We start from the raw sequence: 16720 nt of genomic DNA, 5'->3' as shown, positions 1-16720 counted from the left end.
GCTCTGTCGCACGGCAATGGCACAGGGGCCTGGCATGACGTTCGACTATGATCTCTTCGTCATCGGCGGTGGCTCCGGCGGTGTGCGGGCGGCGCGGATCGCTTCGGGCGAGTATGGCGCGAAGGTTGGTCTGGCCGAGGAAAGCCGGATGGGCGGCACCTGCGTCATCCGGGGCTGCGTGCCGAAGAAGCTGATGGTCTTCGCGTCGGCCTATCCCGAAGCCATCGCCGAGGCGCGCGAATATGGCTGGGACGTGACGGCAGGCGGTTTCGACTGGACCCATTTCCGCACCCGGCTTGAGACTGAACTGGACCGCCTGGAAGGCGCCTACCGGAATACACTGAAGTCCGCGGGCGTCATCATCCACGACGAACGCGCGGTGATCGTCGATGCGCACCGCGTCCGCCTGGCTTCGGGGGCTGAATTCACCACAAAGCACATCCTGGTCGCCACCGGCGGCTGGCCCTTCGTGCCGGATTTCCCTGGGCGCGAGCTTGCCATCACCTCGAACGAGATGTTCCACCTGCCGGTGCTGCCAAAGCGGGCGCTGGTGGTGGGGGGCGGCTACATCGCCAGCGAATTCGCCTGCATCCTGAAAGGCTTGGGCGTCGAAGTCAGCCAGTACTACCGGGGAGCGCAGATTTTGCGCGGCTTTGACGACGAAGCACGGGGCCACGTGGCCAACGCCATGCGGCAAAGCGGGGTGGACCTGCACTGCGGCACCGACGTGATGCGGCTGGAGAAGACGGCGCCGGGCATCCGCGCCGTCGCCACCGACGGGACCGAGCGCGAATTTGACATGGTGCTCTACGCCACCGGCCGGCGGCCCAACACCGCCGGCCTGGGGCTGGAGGCGCTGGGCCTGACGCTTGGCCGCAACGGCGAGATCCCGGTGGACAAGTTCAGCCAGACTGCCGTCCCGTCGGTCTTTGCCGTCGGCGACGTGACCGGTCGGGTGAACCTGACCCCCGTCGCGATCCGCGAGGGGCACGCCTTCGCCGACACCGTCTTCGGCGCCAAGCCGACCGCCTTCGACCATACGCTCGTCGCCTCGGCCATTTTCACCCAGCCCGAGATGGGCAGCGTGGGTCTGTCCGAGGAAGCCGCGAAGGAGCAGGAGCCGATCGAGGTCTACTCCACCGCCTTTCGTCCGATGCGGACGCTCTTTGCGGGCAAGCAGGACCGGGTGCTGATGAAACTCATCGTCAGCCAGTCCAGCCGCAAGGTCCTGGGTTGCCACATCGTCGCACCCGAAGCGGGCGAAATGATCCAGCTTGCGGCCATCGCGATCGGCATGGGCGCCACCAAAGAGGATTTTGACCGCACTTGCGCGGTCCATCCCACGATGGCCGAAGAGCTGGTCACGATGCGAAAACCGGTCAGAACGGCCTGACATCTGGCTTGGATGGGTTGATTTCCGGCTGGATATGACCAGCTTAGGGCAAAGGTAAGAACAAGGGGTTTTCTTAAATGGCAGGAAGTGGCGGTCCCTGGGGCGGCGGTGGCGGCTCGGGTGGAGACGGCAACAGGGGCGATAAAGACGACGAGGACCGCCGCGGCGGTCGTCGTGGCGAGCCTGGACCCCAGATCCCCGAGATCGACCAGTTGATGAAACGCGGCCAGGAACAGCTGCGCGTCCTGATGGGCGGACGCGGCAACCGTGGCACCAGTGGTCCCGGCGGCGATCCCGGCGGACCGGTCTTCACCAAGCAAAGCCTGGGCCTTGGCGTTCTGGCGCTGATCGCCGTGTGGTCGTTCATGTCCTTCTACACCGTCCGGCCGGAAGAACGCTCGGTCGAGCTTTTCCTTGGCGAAAGCTCTGGCGTGGGCAATCCCGGACTGAACTTCGCGCCCTGGCCCGTCGTGACCTACGAGAAGGTCCAGGTCACCGGCGAACGCACGACCGAGATCGGCACCCGTGCTGGCAGCAACGACGTCGGGCTGATGCTGACGCGCGACCAGAACATCGTCGACATCGGCTTCCAGGTGGTCTGGAACATCTCGGACCCCGAGAAGTACCTGTTCAACCTCGTCGACCCGGAAGAGGCGATCCGCGCCGTCAGCGAAAGCGCGATGCGCGACATCATCGCCAGATCCGAGCTTTCGCCGATCCTGAACCGCGACCGGGGCGTCATCGCCGCGGACCTGCGGACGGCGGTGCAGTCAACGCTGGACAGCTACAACGCCGGGATCACCGTGATCCGGGTCAACCTGCAAAGCGCCCAGCCCCCGCGTGAGGTGATCGACGCCTTCCGCGCCGTGCAGGCCGCCCAGCAGGAACGCGACCGGCTTGAGAAAGAGGCCGACGCCTATGCCAACCAGGTCACCGCCGGTGCCCGAGGCGAGGCCGCGCGGCTGCTGGAAGCTGCCGAAGGTTATCGCGCCCAGGCGGTGAACAGCGCCCAGGGTGAATCGGCGCGGTTCCTGTCGATCTACAACGAATACGTGAAGGCGCCCGAAGTGACCCGGCGGCGGCTTTACATCGAAACGATGGAACGGGTGATGGGGGGCATGAACAAGGTGATCCTTGACGGCGTCTCGGGCGGTGAAGCGGGGCAGGGCGTCGTGCCCTTCCTGCCGCTGAACGAGCTTGGGCGGACGACGCCCGGCCAGGGTGCCGCTACGACCGGGGGGACCAACTGATGCGTGCGATATACATCATTCCGGCCTTCGTGGTCCTTCTGGTGCTGATCCTGTCCTCGGTCTTCATCGTGGACGAACGCAAGCGCGCGCTTGTGCTTCAGTTCGGCCAGGTCATGCAGGTCAAGGAAGACCCCGGTCTTGGGTTCAAGATCCCGCTGGTGCAGGACGTGGTCCTGTATGAGGACCGCATCCTGGGCCTGCAAACCCAGCCGATCGAAGTGACCCTTCTGTCCGACCGCCGCCTGGTGGTCGACGCTTTCGCCCGCTGGCGCATCGTCAACCTGATCGAGTTCCGCCAGTCCGTCGGCACCGCCGGCGAGGACCGCGCCCAGCAGCTTCTGGGCAACATCCTGTCGCAGGCGATCCCGGAAGTCCTGGGTAACGCCACGCAGGAACAGGTGCTGAGCCAGGACCGTGCCGGGCTGATGAACCAGATCCTGACCATCGCCAAGCGTGAAGGTTCGGCATTGGGCATCGACGTGATCGACGTGCGCCTGACGCGCACCGACCTGCCCGAGCAGAACCTGGAAGCCACCTTTGCCCGAATGCGTTCCGAACGCGACCGCGAAGCCGCGGACGAACGGGCGCGCGGCGGCGAAGCGGCGCAGCGGGTGCGGGCCTCGGCCGACCGGACGGTCATCGAGCTGACCTCGGACGCCCGGCGTCAGGCCGAAGTGATCCGCGGTGAGGCCGATGCCGAACGGAACCGCATCCTGGCCGAAGCCTATGGGCAGGACCCGGAGTTCTTCGCCTTTACCCGGTCGCTCACGGCCTACGAGGTCAGCCTTCAAGGCGGAAACTCGTCCATCGTGATGCAGCCGGACAGTGAGTTCTTCGACTACCTGCGGTCCGATGCCGGACGTCCCAGCGGCGCCTCGGTCGGCCCGACGACGGCGGCCCCTGCGGCTGACGCGTCAGCTCCAGCGGTAGCTCCGTCGGACGTCGTTCCGGCGGAACCGGCGGCGGAAGAGGCTCCGGCCAATCCGTGAGCCATCTGGTCCTGGCACTGGGACTGGTTCTTGCAATCGAGGGGCTGGTGCTTGCACTGGCCCCTCGGCGGATCGAAGATGCTCTGCGGTTTCTGGCCAGCCTTGGCCTGGACCAGCGCCGGATGATCGGGCTTGCCTCTCTGGCTTTCGGGGTCGCGCTGGTCTGGCTGGCCCGGGTTTGATGACATATTCCTTCACATCACCTTGATACACCGCGACTGGGTTTGCATTGCTTTCGGCGTTCCCTAACTGTTTCTTCAGTTCCGACACGGCAGGGAGGATCCCCGATGCCGTTGCCGCCACATCCGCCGCCATATCCGATTGAACAGGAGTTCGCATCGTGCCCGACCTCACCCCGTCCATCCGCAACGCCCTGCGGTCCAGCACGCTTCTTGCGCTGGTCCTGGGATTTGGTCTCAGCGTCGCGCCCATCCATGAGGCGCAAGCCTTTGGCGCCCCGGAAAGCTTTGCCGAACTGGCGCAAAAGATCAGTCCGGCCGTCGTGAACATCACCACTTCGGCAATGGTCGCCGCCCCCACCAATGGGGCGCCGATGGTGCCCGAGGGCAGCCCCTTCGAGGATTTCTTCGATGACTTCGGTGGCCCGGGGCCGGGTGGCCCGCAGCGGTCCGAGGCCTTGGGCTCGGGTTTCGTCATCTCCGAGGACGGCTATATCGTCACCAACAACCACGTGATCGAAGGCGCCGACGAGATCGAGATCGAGTTCTTCTCGGGCGAACGGCTGAAGGCCAAGCTTGTCGGCACCGACCCCAAGACTGACATCGCGGTTCTGAAGGTGGAAAGCGACAAGCCCCTGCCGTTTGTCAGCTTCGGCAACTCCGACCTGATGCGCGTCGGCGACTGGGTCATGGCGATGGGTAACCCGCTGGGCCAGGGTTTCTCGGTCTCGGCCGGGATCGTTTCGGCGCGTGGGCGGCAGCTTTCCGGCAGCTATGACGACTTCATCCAGACTGATGCCGCGATCAACCGGGGCAACTCGGGTGGACCACTGTTCAACATGGACGGGCAGGTCGTGGGTGTGAACACCGCGATCCTGTCGCCCAACGGTGGCTCCATCGGCATCGGTTTCTCGATGTCGTCGAACGTGGTGACCAAGGTCGTCGACCAGTTGAAACAGTTCGGTGAAACGCGGCGCGGCTGGCTTGGTGTGCGCATCCAGGATGTGACCCCGGACATCGCTGAATCGATGGCTCTGGCCGAGGCCAAGGGTGCGCTTGTGACCGACGTGCCGGATGGCCCGGCGAAGGAGGCGGGCATCCGCTCCGGTGACGTGATCACCCGCTTTGCCGGGGCTGAAGTCGCCAGCGCCGGCGACCTGACCCGCCGCGTGGCCGACGCCCCCATCGGCGAGGCGGTCCCGGTGATCGTGCTGCGCGACGGCAAGACTGAAACGCTGGCCGTCACGCTTGGCCGCCGCGAAGAGGCCGAGGCCGCGACGATGCCTGCCTCAGCGCCCGCGCCCGAGGCGCCGAAGGAACTTGAGACACTGGGCCTGACGCTTGCGCCCCTGGACGACGAGACGCGCGGTCGCCTGGGCCTTGAGGCCACGGCCGAGGGTCTGCTGATCACCGCCGTCGACCAGGCCTCGGAAGCCTTCTCCAAGGGCCTGGCCGAGGGTGATCTGATCACCGAGGCCGGTCAGCAGAAGGTCATGCGCCTGCAGGACCTGGAAGACCGGATCAAGGAGGCCAAGGATGCCGGCCGCAAGTCGATCCTGCTTCTTGTGCGCCGTGGCGGCGACCCGCGCTTCGTGGCGCTGTCGATCGAATAGGGCTGGCGGATCAGATGACTTCCTGGCGGTGGGGCTCTCTCGCCGCCAAATTTCTTGAGTAAGGAATTTGGGTCCCGGCCCTACGGTTGGTCCCCCGCCCGCACCCCGTCATAGCGGAACCCGGGGTCCAGCAGCCGGTCCAGAAGCGGCGACAGATCCTCGATCAGCTCTGCGACCACATGCACCACCCCCGCCTCGCGCTGAAGCTTCCCCGTCACCCGCAACAGCCGCCCCGCGATCACCGCCCGGCGGAAGCGTTCGTAGACCTGCGCCCAGACCACCACATTGGCCGTCCCTGTCTCATCCTCAAGCGTGACGAAGATCACCCCCTTCGCCGTCCCAGGTCGCTGCCGCACCAGCACCAGCCCCGCCACCGTCACCCGCGCGCCTGCGGGCGGCTCGCCCAGGCGGGCGGCCGGCAGAGCGCGCGGGGGGCGCGGCCAGGCACCGGACTGCGAAGAAGGGGACAAGACGACAGCCATTGGAACAATAGTAGAACATCCTCGCCGCAGGGCAAGCCCGCACCCTCTGGCAAAACGCGCCGGACTGGCCTATGTCACGTCTGACGATCCCGGGAGAGCTGAAGAATGGCGAAAATCACTTACGTCGAACACAATGGCAAGGAACACGTCGTCGAGGTCGCGAACGGCCTCACGGTGATGGAAGGCGCGCGCGACAACGGCATCCCGGGGATCGAGGCCGATTGCGGCGGCGCCTGCGCCTGTTCGACCTGCCATGTCTATGTCGACCCGGCCTGGGTCGACAAGCTGCCGAAGAAGGACAACATGGAAGCCGACATGCTGGACTTCGCCTGGCATCCCGACCCGGCCCGGTCGCGCCTGACCTGCCAGATCAAGGTCTCGGACGCGCTGGATGGGCTGCGCGTGCAGATGCCGGAAAAGCAGATCTGACCGAACCGCTTATCGGGGACGTCGTCCCGCTTCGACGACGGGACGCAGTCGAACGAGGAGCGGTCAGTCGGCAGACTTGCCCAGCCGGTCGGCCTTGCGCTTGACCAGCATCGTCCGCAGGTCGTGCATCGCCAGCAAAAGCGCGTCCGTAACCGCGTCAAGCTGGCCATCGGTCGCGCGCGACTGCGCCCATTGCGTCGTCAGGTTCAGGTGATCGACCGTGCGCAGGATGTCGTCGACCTCGCGCGCGGCAAGTTGGGCCTGGCGTGCCACCAGCCAGTCTTCGATGGCGGCCCGGTCGGCCTTGGTCAGTTCGACCTCGCCATGCGGCTTGATGTTGCCGTTCTTGACGTTGACGGCGGCGATCTCGACCATCTCGATCCGGCGCTGGCGGTTCTCGGTCCCGATACGGAACACGGCCGCACCGTTCTCGCGCACCCGGAAATAGTAGTCGGGAAGGTCTGCGCCCATCGCCCTGCCTGATCCAATCCTGCCCGGCCGCAGTGGCCCGTCCCGCCATTCCTTCCCGAGTGCCGCAGCTTCGTCAACCCGCAAGCGGTCCCCGGTCAGACAAGCGAGGCGCAGAAGCGCTGGATACGGGTGCAGGCCTCGCGCAGCACCTCGTCCGACGTGGCATAGCTCACCCGGAAGTTCGGCGACAGTCCGAAGGCCGCACCAAAGACCACGGCGACCCCGGTCTCTTCCAGCAGCGCGGTCGCAAAGACCTCGTCATTGCTGATGACCGTGCCCGCCGGCGTGGCCTTGCCGATGCAGCCGGAAATGTCGGGATAGACGTAGAACGCCCCTTCCGGCTTCGGGCAGCGGATACCACGGGCCTGGTTCAACATGCCCACCACCAGGTCGCGGCGGCCCTGGAACACCTTCCGCCAGTCGGCCAGAAACTCTTGCGGGCCGGACAAAGCCTCCAGTGCCGCCCACTGGCTGACCGAACACGGGTTCGAGGTCGATTGCGACTGGATCGTCCCCATCGCCTTGATCAGCGACACCGGGCCGCCCGCATAGCCGATCCGCCAGCCGGTCATCGCATAGGCCTTGCTGACGCCGTTGCAGGTCAGCGTGCGGTCATAAAGCCCCGGCTCGATCTCGGCCGGCGTGCAGAACTCGAAATCATCGAAGACCAGGTGTTCGTACATGTCGTCCGACATGACCCAGACCTGCGGGTGGCGCATCAGCACATCGGTCAGCGCCTTCAGTTCCGCCCTGGTATAGCCCGCACCCGTCGGGTTCGAAGGCGAGTTGAAGATGAACCACTTGGTCTTCGGCGTGATCGCGGCCTCAAGCTGTTCCGGCGTCAGCTTGAACGCGGTCTCGATCCCCGCCACCACCGGCACCGGGGTCCCGCCTGCAAGCAGCACCATGTCGGGGTAGCTGACCCAGTAGGGCGCGGGGATGATCACCTCGTCGCCGGGGTTCAGCGTGGCCATCAGCGCGTTGTACAGGATCTGCTTGCCGCCCGTGCCCACCGAAATCTGGCTTGGCGTGTAGGTCAGGCCGTTTTCGCGGAGGAACTTGGAACAGATCGCCGCTTTCAGCTCGGGTATCCCATCGACTGCCGTATAGCGCGTCTTGCCATTGTCGATGGCGCGCTTTGCCGCGTCGCGGATGTTTTCGGGCGTGTCGAAATCCGGCTCGCCCGCGCCAAGGCCGATCACGTCCTTGCCTTCGGCCTTCAGCTGCGCGGCCTTGGTGCTGACTGCGATGGTGGGCGAGGGTTTCACCCGCGCCAGCGTGTCGGACAGGAAGGCCATCGTTGCACCTTTCGGGGAGGGTGGAGTTTCGGGCACGCCTGTCTTAGGGTCCGCCCCTACGGGGTTCAAGCGAGAACGGTGGCAGAATGGGCGAGACGGCTGAAGCGCGCCTGAAGCGCATGGCAATGCGGTCCTGGCGGCGCGGCACCAAAGAGATGGACCTGGTGCTGGGTCCGTTCGCCGACGCGCACCTGGCCGGGTTGTCCGAGGCCGAGTTGGAGACCTATGACACTTTGCTGGAAGAGAACGACCAGGACCTCATGGCCTGGATCCTGGGCCAGTCCGCCCCCCCGCCTTTGCTCTCCGGGCTTCTGGCCCGGATCACCGCCTTTGCGGAAACGCGACTTTCGCGCGGGAAATAGCGGAAGTTCTCTGCAAGTTTACGGAATGTTTGCGCTTTGTGCCGATTCTACCCCCGTCCGAACGGTGGAGAAACGGTATGACAATCTATGCCCCGCTGCTGGATGGGTCGCAAAAAGCGTTCCTGTCCTGCTACCTTGACAACCTTGCTCTGGTCGAACGGCTGCATCGCCTGCTTCTGGACGTCATCAAGGACGAATTCGAACGGTTGAACATTCTGGAAATCAACTCGGTCCAGGCGCTTTTGCTGTTCAACATCGGCGAGAACGAGGTGACGGCGGGTGAACTGAAATCACGCGGCTACTACCAGGGGTCGAACGTCAGCTACAATCTGAAGAAGCTGGTCGAACTCGGTTACATGCACCACCAGCGGTCCGAAATCGATCGTCGGTCTGTGCGGGTCCGCCTGACCGAGAAGGGCCGCCATGTCCGCGGTCTGATCGCCGATCTCTTTGCCCGCCATTCCGACGGCATCGAAAAGCGCGGGCTGATCGACGCCTCCGGCATGGACGAGATCAACATGTCCCTCAAACGGATGGAACGGTTCTGGACCGAACAAATCCGCTACATCTACTAGACCTGGCCGTCTGATCTGGTGCTGCGATGGGGGCGGGCAACCGTTAACAATTCCTGAACGCGCGCGGCCAGGCCATTGATTTTAAAGACGTTCGGCGTTTTGTCCACCGTGGACGGATTTCAGTTCATCTTCCGGGTTGGCAGAAAGGGCAGGGGGGCGACCGGCAGGCCCTCCTCGATCATCGCGCGGGCTTCGTCCGGCTTCGCCTCGCCGTGGATCGCGCGCTCCGGGGCGTCTCCGGCATGGATTTTCCGCGCCTCGGCCGCGAAGTTCATGCCGACGTATTCAGAGTTTTCCTCGATCTGCCTTTTCAGCGCGGCAAGTTTCTCTTCCAGTTCCGACCCCGGGGCCGACAGGTCCGGCTTCGCCGACGCAGCCTTGCGGGCGGGTCGGACGGCGGGGGCCATCAGCTCCTTCTCGACCCTTGTAGATCCGCAGACCGGGCAGGCCACCTGCCCAGCTGCCTGCAGCGCCTGGAACCCCTCGGCGTTCTTGAACCAGCTGTCGAAGCCGTGCCCGGCCCCGCATTTCAGGCTGTAGCGGATCATCTCTTGCAGTCCCGTCCCGGACCCAGGCCCAAACCCTGACTTTGGCTAGCTAACCACTCGCCGCGAAAGATCAATGCCCCTTGCGCTTGTCAGCCCGCGGACCTTCTGCCGACCCTGCGATGTCATCGTCGTCGTCGCCTGCAATCGGACCGGGCCGACCCTGAAGCGGCGGCAGAAACTGCGCGATGATCGTGGCAAGTTCAGGCTCGGCCACCAGCGTCGCAGCCTCGGCCAGAGGAAACCACTTGCGACGGCGCTCTTTCACCTCAGGGAAGGTCTTGGCAAGATCGTCGACCCGCAGCCCGTAGACCGCCACGGCACAAGGCACGCTGGCCCCGGCTGGCAGATACTTCTGATACCCGTACCGCCCGATGCAGAGCGGGTTCATCGTGCCCTGCACCCCCGCCTCTTCCCAGGCCTCTTGCGCGGCCGCAGCCTCGGGGGCGAGGCCCGGCATCGGCCAGCCCTTCGGGATCACCCAGCGCCCTGTGTCACGGCTGGTGATCAGCAGCACCTCGACGCCTTCGGCCCCAGACCGCCAGCAAAGCGCCCCGTACTGCATCCGTGTCCCGTCGGTATTGGCGCCTTGCGCCGCAATCTTGTCTTGCCAACCCATGCCAGTCATCCTGGCCGCCCGGTTCCCGGGTCTGGCCGCTGCTCTATTCCTCAAGCTGTAGTATCGCATATATATGGCGCCAATTGGAAAAAAGTTCCCGAAAATTGACGAAAACTGCAGTCGGATTATCTGTTGCTGCATGAAAACGATGCAAGAGCAGGGGATGCGGTCATGCGATATCTGATGGCGGGCGTGCTTGCCGTGCTGGCGACCCCGGGCCTCGCAGCTGGCGGTTTTCGCTTCGCGTCGATCGACGGCGGCGAGATTGACCTGGACGACTGGCGCGGCAAGCCGGTTCTTGTGGTCAATACGGCTTCTCTTTGCGGGTTCGCGGGTCAGTTCGACGCATTGCAGGACCTGCACGACCACTTCGCAGACAGGGTGCTGATCCTTGCCGTCCCCTCGAACGACTTCGACCAAGAGCTTGCCGACGAGGCTGCGGTCAAGGAATATTGCGCCATGACCTTCGATCTGACTTTGCCGATGACCGAGATCACCAAGGTGACGGGCGCCGGTGCGCATCCCTTCTATGCATGGGTGCGAGACCAGACGGGCTTTGTTCCCGGCTGGAATTTCAACAAGGTCCTGATCGCGCCGGACGGCAGCATCGCGGGCACCTTCGGGGCGCCGGTCAAGCCCGAGGGGCCGCAGATCGCGGGCCGGATCGAGGCAATGCTGGAATGATTTCAGGGCCGCCGCCCGCCCCTTGTGCATCGGTGGCGCCCGCCCTTTTCATCGGCTCGGACATCTACCGGGGTTCGTCCTATGGCGCGCGTCACCCCTTGCGCGTGCCACGGGTCTCCACTGTGATGGACCTGGCCCGCGCGCTGGGATGGTTGCCGCCAGAGAGCTTTCGCATCAGCCCCCGCGCGAAGCCCGCAGCGCTCAGCCTGTGGCATGAGCCCGCCTACATCGCCGCGTTACAGGCCGCCGAAAAGATGGGAGAGGCGACCGAGGACATGCGCGCCCGCTTCCACCTTGGCACGCTGTCGAACCCGATTTTCCCCGAGGTCTACCGTCGCCCCGCCACCGGGGCCGGGGGCGTCATGCTGGCGGCGGAACTGCTGGCCACAACGCCGGGTCTGATCCACGTCCCTGGCGGCGGCACCCATCATGGGCTGCCCGGTCGGGCGAACGGGTTTTGCTATCTCAACGACGTGGTTCTGGGGATCAAGGTCCTGCAACGGGCCGGGCTGACGCGAATCGCCTATGTCGATCTTGACGCTCATCACTCTGACGGGGTGGAACTGGCCTTTGCAGGCGATCCGGGGGTACGGATGATCTCGGTCCACGAAGAGGGCCGCTGGCCGTTCACCGGGCTTCTGGCGGACACTGCCGGGGGGAGCGCGTTCAATATGCCGGTCCCCAAGGGCTACAATGACAGCGAGGCGCGGGCCGTGCTGCACGATCTGATCCTGCCACGCGTTGACGAGTTCCGACCGCAGGCGCTTGTCATCCAGTGCGGCGCGGACAGTCTGCTGGAGGATCCGCTGTCTCGGCTTGCCCTGTCCAACCGTGCCTATCTGGAGGCGTTGCGGGCACTTTTGCCGCTTGCCCCCCGCGCGCTGGTGCTGGGCGGGGGCGGCTACAACCCGTGGTCGGTCGGTCGGCTATGGACGGCGATCTGGGGGCTGGTTTCGGGGTGCGAAGTGCCGGACAGGTTGCCGGACACGGCCCAGGCAGTGCTGGCGGGCCTTGGTTGGGGCGGAGGCGGGCGGCCAGACCCGGCGCCAGCGATGCGGTCCACACTCATCGACGCCCCCCGTGAAGGTCCGGTTCGAGAGGAGATCCGCGACCGCCTGGCCTTTCTGGCACAAAGATGATCCGCGCCTTCCTGGGGATCGACCTGCCGCTGGCGGTGCGCGGTGCGCTTCAAATCCAGCAGTTCCTGTTGCCGATGCCGCGCAAGGTCGCGCCTGAGGACCTGCACCTGACGCTGATCTTCCTGGGCGACTGCCCGGAGATCGCGCTTGACGCCGCGCATGAAGGGTTTGAGACCCTGCGCGAGCCTCGCTTTTCGCTGGCGCTTCAGGGCCTGGGTCTCTTTGGCAAGGACAAACCCCGCGTGGCCTGGGCCGGGGTCGCCCCTTCGCCCGAGTTGATGCACCTGCAAGCCAAGGTCGAGACCATCGCCCGCCGCGCCGGGTGCCCCATCGACGCGCGCAAGTTCGTGCCCCATGTCACCCTCGGGCGCTTCCAGCCGCCACCGCCGCCCGACGCGATGCGGCTGGAACGTGCCGTGGCGATGGGGCAGGGGTTTCGCGGCGATCCTTGGGAGGTCACCGAGCTTACGCTCTGGCGCAGCCACCTGACCGGCAAGGCTCCGCACTACGAAATGCTGGCGCGCTACCCCTTGGCTTGACAGCCGGAACGTGCTGACGCACCACGGGCGACAACCGACGGAGACACCCCATGAAGATCGCCCACCGCGAGATCGGCCCAAACCACCCGCCTCTGGTGATCGCCGAAATCGGCATCAACCACGGAGGCGACCTTGCCGTGGCGAAGGAAATGGTGCGCCTGGCAGCCGGTGCGGGGTGCGAGATGATCAAGCATCAGACCCACATCATCGAAGACGAGATGACCGAAGAGGCGAAGTCGATCTTTCCGCCCAATGCCGACGTCTCGATCTGGCATGTGATGGAACGCTGCGCGCTAGGTCTTGACGAAGAGGCCGAACTGAAGCGGTACACCGAAAGCCTGGGGCTGATCTGGATCTCGACGCCCTTCAGCCGGGCCGCCGCAGACTGGCTGGAGACGCAGGATGTGCCCGCCTACAAGATCGGCAGTGGCGAGGCTGACAACCTGCCGCTGATCCGCCACATCGCGCGGAAGGGCAAGCCCGTGATCCTGTCAACGGGGATGCAGACCATCGATACGATCCGCGCCTCGGTCGACATCCTGGACCAGGCGGGCTTGGACTATGCGCTTTTGGAATGTACGAACCTCTATCCCAGCCCGGCCGAGATCGTGTCTCTGCGCGGCGTGACCGAGCTGCGTCAGGCCTTCCCCCGCGCGGTCGTCGGCTTTTCCGACCACTCCATCGGCCCCGAGATGGCGCTGGCCAGCGTTGCCTTGGGCGCCTGTATCCTGGAGCGGCACTACACCGACACCCGCTATCGCAAGGGGCCGGACATCATCAACTCGATGGACCCGGCCGAGCTGCGCTTCCTGATCGACCGGTCGAAGGAAATCTGGATCGCCGCGAACAACCCCAAACAGCGGTCTGCCCCCGAGGAAGACGTCTACCGCTTCGCCCGCGGCTCGGTCGTGGCCGACAAGAACCTGCCCGAGGGCCACGTGATCCAGGAGGCCGACATCTGGGCCCGCCGCCCGGGGTCAGGAGAGATCGCGGCCTATGATTTCGACAAGGTCCTGGGCAAACGCCTCACCCGGGCGGTAACGCGGAATACGCAGCTGAAGTGGGGGGATCTGGCGTGAAGGCAGGTTCAGTGCCAACGCAGCACCTTGCCTTTGTCTGTTTGGACCCCAGAAGGGTGAAGCGTGGCATTATCAGAGGTCTGTTAGAGCCTCTGGGCCAAATCACGTGGAAACGCTTTCCTGCTATGCGTCTATCTTCCTACCCGGAAACAGCGTCCCGCGCCGAAGAAGCCTATGCAGCGGCGTTGCGGCCGCGACGTCCATCCGCGTTGGCGTGGCCGCAAAAACAATTCTACGCGTTTCATTACAATGGAATCCGCAACTGGTTCGAACGGCATCCCGACAGGATTGCAGTCGCATGGAACGGACTGAACGGACTGCGCCGCATCTTCATGGACGCTGCTCGCGATGCGGGGGCGCGGACCTTATATTTTGAACTGGCGCCGTTCAAGGGCCGGATTACGTGCGACCCGGTCGGAGTGAACCAGGCAAACGGTCTTCCGCGCACTGCAGAGTTCTACCTTGACTGGATGACGCGCTCGACGGCGCAGGCGGATGAATGGCGGCGCTATCGCACCAACATCGCACAACGTGTGCCGGCTCATGCTAAGCCAGATGGCACTGCACAGGCGAAACCTGCAGGGCCCTATCTGTTCGCCCCCCTGCAAGTGCCCGGAGATTCACAGTTACGGCTTTTTGGCGGCCGGTTTCGCACCGTTCCCGACTTCATCGAAGCCCTGATTTGCGCTGCGGAAGCATTGCCAGAGGGTTGGCATCTGAAGATCAAGGAACACCCGACTTCCCCGATTTCCTTTGCCGACCGTCTGGTCGGGCGCAGTCAGAGGGTTATCCTGGACAATCGTTCGGACACGTTCGCGCTGGTTGACGGCTCGGCTGGCGTGGTGACTGTGAATTCGTCGGTCGGACTGGAAGCCATGTTCTTCGACAAGCCCGTGGTCGCCTGTGGCGAGTGCTTCTGGGCAATTCCCGGAGTGGCCGAGACTGCCTCCGATCCTGCGGCCCTTGCTGCCGCCTTCACCCAGCCCGAGGCTTGGAGCTTCAGCAGCGTAGCCAGAGGGGCCTTCCTGACCTACCTTCTGGACGAATACTATGTTTCGACTGACGGGACGTCTGCTGAAGGCGAAAAGATCCGCCGCAGGCTGGTTCGGGACAATTGGCCATGATCCCTTGGTGGAAGGTCAAGCGAGAGACTGTGCGCCTGCGGGAACAGAGCGCCGCCTGGCTAAGCAATCTATATGAACCATTCCTGCAGAAGCGCCACGATCGCTGGCGCGAACGGCAGCCACAGCCAGCAGACCTTGGTGTCGCTCTTGACCGCAAAGTTGCGATCTTTCTGATCTACCAGCCAAAAGGCGTGGCACCCTCGATCCTGGTAACCCTGCAGTGGCTGGTCGACAACGGCTATGCACCGTTGGTCGTGGCGAACACGCCGCTTTCGGATCAAGATCGCGCCCGCGTCAGCCCCTTGGCCTGGCGGATCTTCGAACGACCGAATTTTGGGTACGATTTCGGCGGCTACCGAGACGGTATCCTTCTTCTTTCAGCCTGGGGATTGGTTCCGGACCGATTGCTGATCATCAATGACTCGGTGTGGATGCCGCTGCGTCAGGATTCTACATTAATTGCGCGTCTTGAAGCTATGGATGCAGATCTGGTAGGCGGAATACAACATACTGACAATAAGAATTCGTCTGGGAAGGTTCGACGCGGACACATCGAGTCGTACCTTTATCTGCTGAATTCAAGAGCGGTTCGGTCGCAGGGGTTTCAGGCATTTTGGAAGAACTATCCGGTTTCCAGCAATCGACTGAATGCCGTCCGTCGGGGTGAGCGTCAATTCACACATCTGATGCATGTTGCAGAACTGAAGGTCTGCGGGATATTCTCCAAACAAGTGTTTCTGGACGGGATATCCGATCAGGATGATGATTTCCTTTGGCGAACGCTACTTTATGGATCCTACGTCGAGACCTACCTTCGCCAGGAAAGGGACGATTTGGTGAAACAGGAAGTCTCGGCGCCAGGTTGGCGCGACGCGGCCCTAAGACATATCAAGCGGACAGCAGACCGGCGTCGGTTCAACGCGTGTTTTGCCTATCCATCGGACGCACTTCTCGGCATGGACTTCATGAAGAAATCAGCGGGCTCTACAGGGGACGGTGGCGCATCGCTGCATAGTCGATTGCGGCAGCAGTTGCTGCAGGCCGTTGCGGCAGGCGATTTGCCGCCTCTTGCACCTGCTGTGCACGCTGAAATCTATGAGAAAGATTACGACATCACGGGCAGTCGGCTCAAATCGGAAATCGCTCCCGCATCTGTTGGCAGGACCTGATTCCAATTAATGATTGCCGCCCACTCAACACTCAGGAAATGACATGAAGCGCGCGCTTGCCAATCTTAGCTTCGGACTTCGCAAAGTTCTGCCTCCGCTGGACTTTAGGGGCGTCAAGGTAAGGATGACCGGGGATCATGTTTCCCGGGGCGTCTGGAAGCGTGTCTTTCGCGGGGACTATGAGCAACCCGAAGTCGAGGCTCTTCTGGCGCTATTGCGCCCGGATGATCGCGTTCTGGAAATGGGAACCGGCATGGGACTGGTATCTGGGCAGGCGGCCAAGCGCTATCCCGGCTTGAAGGTGGAATCCTACGAAGCGAATCCCCGAATGATCCCTGTTATCAGGGAGTTCCATCAGATGAACTCTATACGGAACGTAACCCTGAATAACGCAGTTCTAGTAGACGGTGACGGAACCGGTTCGCGCCCGTTCTATCTCCACGGGTCATTTGCACAAAGCTCTTTAGTCCCAATGGCGAGCGGGCAGCAGGAAACGGTCATGATTCCAGAGCATAGCATCAAACGCGTTCTTTCAGAGTTCCGGCCTCATGTTCTTCTGTGCGACATCGAGGGCGGCGAGGCAGAGTTGTTTCCGGGTCTCGACCTGTCAGGTCTTCGCGCAGCAATTATCGAATTGCACCCAAACGTGATCGGTCGCCAAGCGGAGGCCAGCATTTACACGGCGCTCGCGGCCGCAGGCCTTTTCCCAAGGATCGAGCTTTGTTCTGGAACGGTTGTGGCCTTCGAGGCTGTAGAGGGCGCGGTGCGGTGAATCGGCCCT

At 63.7% G+C, this 16720-nt stretch carries 20 protein-coding genes; 15 read left to right on the top strand and 5 right to left on the bottom strand.

Features of this window, described 5'->3' with window-relative positions:
* Positions 1-34: 34 nt before the first annotated feature.
* The 5 genes from gor (at position 35) to Q8M85_RS06315 (ending at position 5424) form a co-directional block, all read left to right on the top strand.
* Positions 35-1393: a glutathione-disulfide reductase gene (gene gor, locus Q8M85_RS06335; protein ID WP_305541763.1), complete on the top strand. Its 1359-nt coding sequence runs from the start codon at positions 35-37 to the stop codon at positions 1391-1393.
* 77 nt (positions 1394-1470) lie between these two features.
* Positions 1471-2643, top strand: coding sequence for an FtsH protease activity modulator HflK (gene hflK, locus Q8M85_RS06330; RefSeq protein WP_305541762.1), 1173 nt, complete (start codon positions 1471-1473; stop codon positions 2641-2643).
* Positions 2640-3632, top strand: coding sequence for a protease modulator HflC (gene hflC, locus Q8M85_RS06325; RefSeq protein ID WP_305542980.1), 993 nt, complete (start codon positions 2640-2642; stop codon positions 3630-3632). The genes hflK and hflC overlap by 4 nt, the downstream gene beginning before the upstream one ends.
* Positions 3629-3814 carry a DUF2065 domain-containing protein gene (locus Q8M85_RS06320; RefSeq protein WP_305541761.1) on the top strand — a complete coding sequence of 62 codons (186 nt, stop codon included), beginning with the start codon at positions 3629-3631 and terminating at the stop codon, positions 3812-3814. The genes hflC and Q8M85_RS06320 overlap by 4 nt, the downstream gene beginning before the upstream one ends.
* Before the next feature lie 155 nt (positions 3815-3969).
* Complete coding sequence (locus Q8M85_RS06315; RefSeq protein ID WP_371135217.1) at positions 3970-5424, top strand: DegQ family serine endoprotease; 1455 nt, start codon at positions 3970-3972, stop codon at positions 5422-5424.
* 80 nt (positions 5425-5504) lie between these two features.
* Here the strand turns inward: Q8M85_RS06315 and Q8M85_RS06310 are convergent, their stop codons facing one another.
* On the bottom strand, positions 5505-5906 hold the full coding sequence (locus Q8M85_RS06310) for an OB-fold nucleic acid binding domain-containing protein (RefSeq protein ID WP_305541759.1): 402 nt from the start codon (positions 5904-5906) through the stop codon (positions 5505-5507).
* A 105-nt stretch (positions 5907-6011) separates the two neighbouring features.
* Between Q8M85_RS06310 and Q8M85_RS06305 the strand changes: the two genes are divergently transcribed.
* Entirely contained in the window at positions 6012-6335 is a 324-nt protein-coding gene (locus Q8M85_RS06305; RefSeq protein ID WP_305541758.1) for a 2Fe-2S iron-sulfur cluster-binding protein, read from the top strand.
* A gap of 63 nt (positions 6336-6398) precedes the next feature.
* On the opposite strand, the gene Q8M85_RS06300 is transcribed toward Q8M85_RS06305, so the two are convergent.
* Entirely contained in the window at positions 6399-6806 is a 408-nt protein-coding gene (locus Q8M85_RS06300) for a hypothetical protein (protein WP_305541756.1), read from the bottom strand.
* Between the two features lie 95 nt (positions 6807-6901).
* Positions 6902-8104, bottom strand: a complete 1203-nt coding sequence (locus Q8M85_RS06295) for a pyridoxal phosphate-dependent aminotransferase (RefSeq protein ID WP_305541753.1) — start codon at positions 8102-8104, stop codon at positions 6902-6904.
* 86 nt (positions 8105-8190) lie between these two features.
* On the opposite strand from Q8M85_RS06295, the gene Q8M85_RS06290 reads away from it, so the two are divergent.
* Together Q8M85_RS06290 and Q8M85_RS06285 are read left to right on the top strand one after the other, a co-directional pair.
* Entirely contained in the window at positions 8191-8466 is a 276-nt protein-coding gene (locus Q8M85_RS06290) for a succinate dehydrogenase assembly factor 2 (RefSeq protein ID WP_305541751.1), read from the top strand.
* Positions 8467-8543: 77 nt separating this feature from the next.
* A complete protein-coding gene (locus Q8M85_RS06285) occupies positions 8544-9041 on the top strand; it encodes a MarR family winged helix-turn-helix transcriptional regulator (RefSeq protein ID WP_305541750.1) in 498 nt (165 codons plus the stop codon).
* Positions 9042-9160: 119 nt separating this feature from the next.
* Here Q8M85_RS06285 and Q8M85_RS06280 read toward each other — a convergent pair whose 3' ends face one another.
* A complete protein-coding gene (locus Q8M85_RS06280; protein ID WP_305541748.1) occupies positions 9161-9589 on the bottom strand; it encodes a DUF1178 family protein in 429 nt (142 codons plus the stop codon).
* A 70-nt stretch (positions 9590-9659) separates the two neighbouring features.
* Positions 9660-10205 (bottom strand): NUDIX hydrolase, encoded by a 546-nt coding sequence (locus Q8M85_RS06275; protein ID WP_305541745.1) that lies wholly within the window; start codon positions 10203-10205, stop codon positions 9660-9662.
* A gap of 171 nt (positions 10206-10376) precedes the next feature.
* Between Q8M85_RS06275 and Q8M85_RS06270 the strand changes: the two genes are divergently transcribed.
* The 7 genes from Q8M85_RS06270 to Q8M85_RS06240 all read left to right on the top strand — a co-directional run bounded on the left by Q8M85_RS06270 (position 10377) and on the right by Q8M85_RS06240 (position 16711).
* A complete protein-coding gene (locus Q8M85_RS06270) occupies positions 10377-10889 on the top strand; it encodes a glutathione peroxidase (protein WP_305541742.1) in 513 nt (170 codons plus the stop codon).
* Entirely contained in the window at positions 10886-12028 is a 1143-nt protein-coding gene (locus Q8M85_RS06265) for an acetoin utilization protein AcuC (RefSeq protein WP_371135208.1), read from the top strand. Before Q8M85_RS06270 ends, Q8M85_RS06265 begins: the two co-directional genes overlap by 4 nt.
* On the top strand, positions 12025-12567 hold the full coding sequence (thpR, locus tag Q8M85_RS06260) for an RNA 2',3'-cyclic phosphodiesterase (RefSeq protein WP_305541736.1): 543 nt from the start codon (positions 12025-12027) through the stop codon (positions 12565-12567). Before Q8M85_RS06265 ends, thpR begins: the two co-directional genes overlap by 4 nt.
* A gap of 50 nt (positions 12568-12617) precedes the next feature.
* Complete coding sequence (locus Q8M85_RS06255) at positions 12618-13646, top strand: N-acetylneuraminate synthase family protein (protein ID WP_305541733.1); 1029 nt, start codon at positions 12618-12620, stop codon at positions 13644-13646.
* A gap of 125 nt (positions 13647-13771) precedes the next feature.
* On the top strand, positions 13772-14770 hold the full coding sequence (locus Q8M85_RS06250) for a capsular biosynthesis protein (RefSeq protein ID WP_305541730.1): 999 nt from the start codon (positions 13772-13774) through the stop codon (positions 14768-14770).
* Entirely contained in the window at positions 14767-15939 is a 1173-nt protein-coding gene (locus tag Q8M85_RS06245; protein WP_305541728.1) for a rhamnan synthesis F family protein, read from the top strand. Before Q8M85_RS06250 ends, Q8M85_RS06245 begins: the two co-directional genes overlap by 4 nt.
* Before the next feature lie 43 nt (positions 15940-15982).
* Complete coding sequence (locus Q8M85_RS06240) at positions 15983-16711, top strand: FkbM family methyltransferase (protein ID WP_305541725.1); 729 nt, start codon at positions 15983-15985, stop codon at positions 16709-16711.
* Positions 16712-16720: the final 9 nt, after the last annotated feature.

The sequence above is a fragment of the Tabrizicola sp. genome (genome assembly GCF_030694085.1).
In the GTDB taxonomy this organism is placed as follows: domain Bacteria; phylum Pseudomonadota; class Alphaproteobacteria; order Rhodobacterales; family Rhodobacteraceae; genus Tabrizicola.
The sequence above is the reverse complement of the archived record's forward strand: the minus strand, read 5'-3'. Positions and strand labels throughout refer to the sequence as shown.

Excerpts from the sequence above, each read along its gene's own strand:
- Q8M85_RS06300 (WP_305541756.1), bottom strand. The coding sequence starts at position 6,806 with ATGGGCGCAGACCTTCCCGACTACTATTTCCGGGTGCGCGAGAACGGT.
- Q8M85_RS06290 (WP_305541751.1), top strand. The coding sequence starts at position 8,191 with ATGGGCGAGACGGCTGAAGCGCGCCTGAAGCGCATGGCAATGCGGTCC.
- Q8M85_RS06265 (WP_371135208.1), top strand. The coding sequence starts at position 10,886 with ATGATTTCAGGGCCGCCGCCCGCCCCTTGTGCATCGGTGGCGCCCGCC.
- Q8M85_RS06250 (WP_305541730.1), top strand. The coding sequence starts at position 13,772 with ATGCGTCTATCTTCCTACCCGGAAACAGCGTCCCGCGCCGAAGAAGCC.
- Q8M85_RS06255 (WP_305541733.1), top strand. The coding sequence starts at position 12,618 with ATGAAGATCGCCCACCGCGAGATCGGCCCAAACCACCCGCCTCTGGTG.
- Q8M85_RS06245 (WP_305541728.1), top strand. The coding sequence starts at position 14,767 with ATGATCCCTTGGTGGAAGGTCAAGCGAGAGACTGTGCGCCTGCGGGAA.
- gor (WP_305541763.1), top strand. The coding sequence starts at position 35 with ATGACGTTCGACTATGATCTCTTCGTCATCGGCGGTGGCTCCGGCGGT.
- Q8M85_RS06295 (WP_305541753.1), bottom strand. The coding sequence starts at position 8,104 with ATGGCCTTCCTGTCCGACACGCTGGCGCGGGTGAAACCCTCGCCCACC.
- Q8M85_RS06310 (WP_305541759.1), bottom strand. The coding sequence starts at position 5,906 with ATGGCTGTCGTCTTGTCCCCTTCTTCGCAGTCCGGTGCCTGGCCGCGC.
- Q8M85_RS06270 (WP_305541742.1), top strand. The coding sequence starts at position 10,377 with ATGCGATATCTGATGGCGGGCGTGCTTGCCGTGCTGGCGACCCCGGGC.
- hflK (WP_305541762.1), top strand. The coding sequence starts at position 1,471 with ATGGCAGGAAGTGGCGGTCCCTGGGGCGGCGGTGGCGGCTCGGGTGGA.
- Q8M85_RS06285 (WP_305541750.1), top strand. The coding sequence starts at position 8,544 with ATGACAATCTATGCCCCGCTGCTGGATGGGTCGCAAAAAGCGTTCCTG.
- Q8M85_RS06275 (WP_305541745.1), bottom strand. The coding sequence starts at position 10,205 with ATGGGTTGGCAAGACAAGATTGCGGCGCAAGGCGCCAATACCGACGGG.
- Q8M85_RS06280 (WP_305541748.1), bottom strand. The coding sequence starts at position 9,589 with ATGATCCGCTACAGCCTGAAATGCGGGGCCGGGCACGGCTTCGACAGC.
- Q8M85_RS06240 (WP_305541725.1), top strand. The coding sequence starts at position 15,983 with ATGAAGCGCGCGCTTGCCAATCTTAGCTTCGGACTTCGCAAAGTTCTG.
- thpR (WP_305541736.1), top strand. The coding sequence starts at position 12,025 with ATGATCCGCGCCTTCCTGGGGATCGACCTGCCGCTGGCGGTGCGCGGT.
- Q8M85_RS06305 (WP_305541758.1), top strand. The coding sequence starts at position 6,012 with ATGGCGAAAATCACTTACGTCGAACACAATGGCAAGGAACACGTCGTC.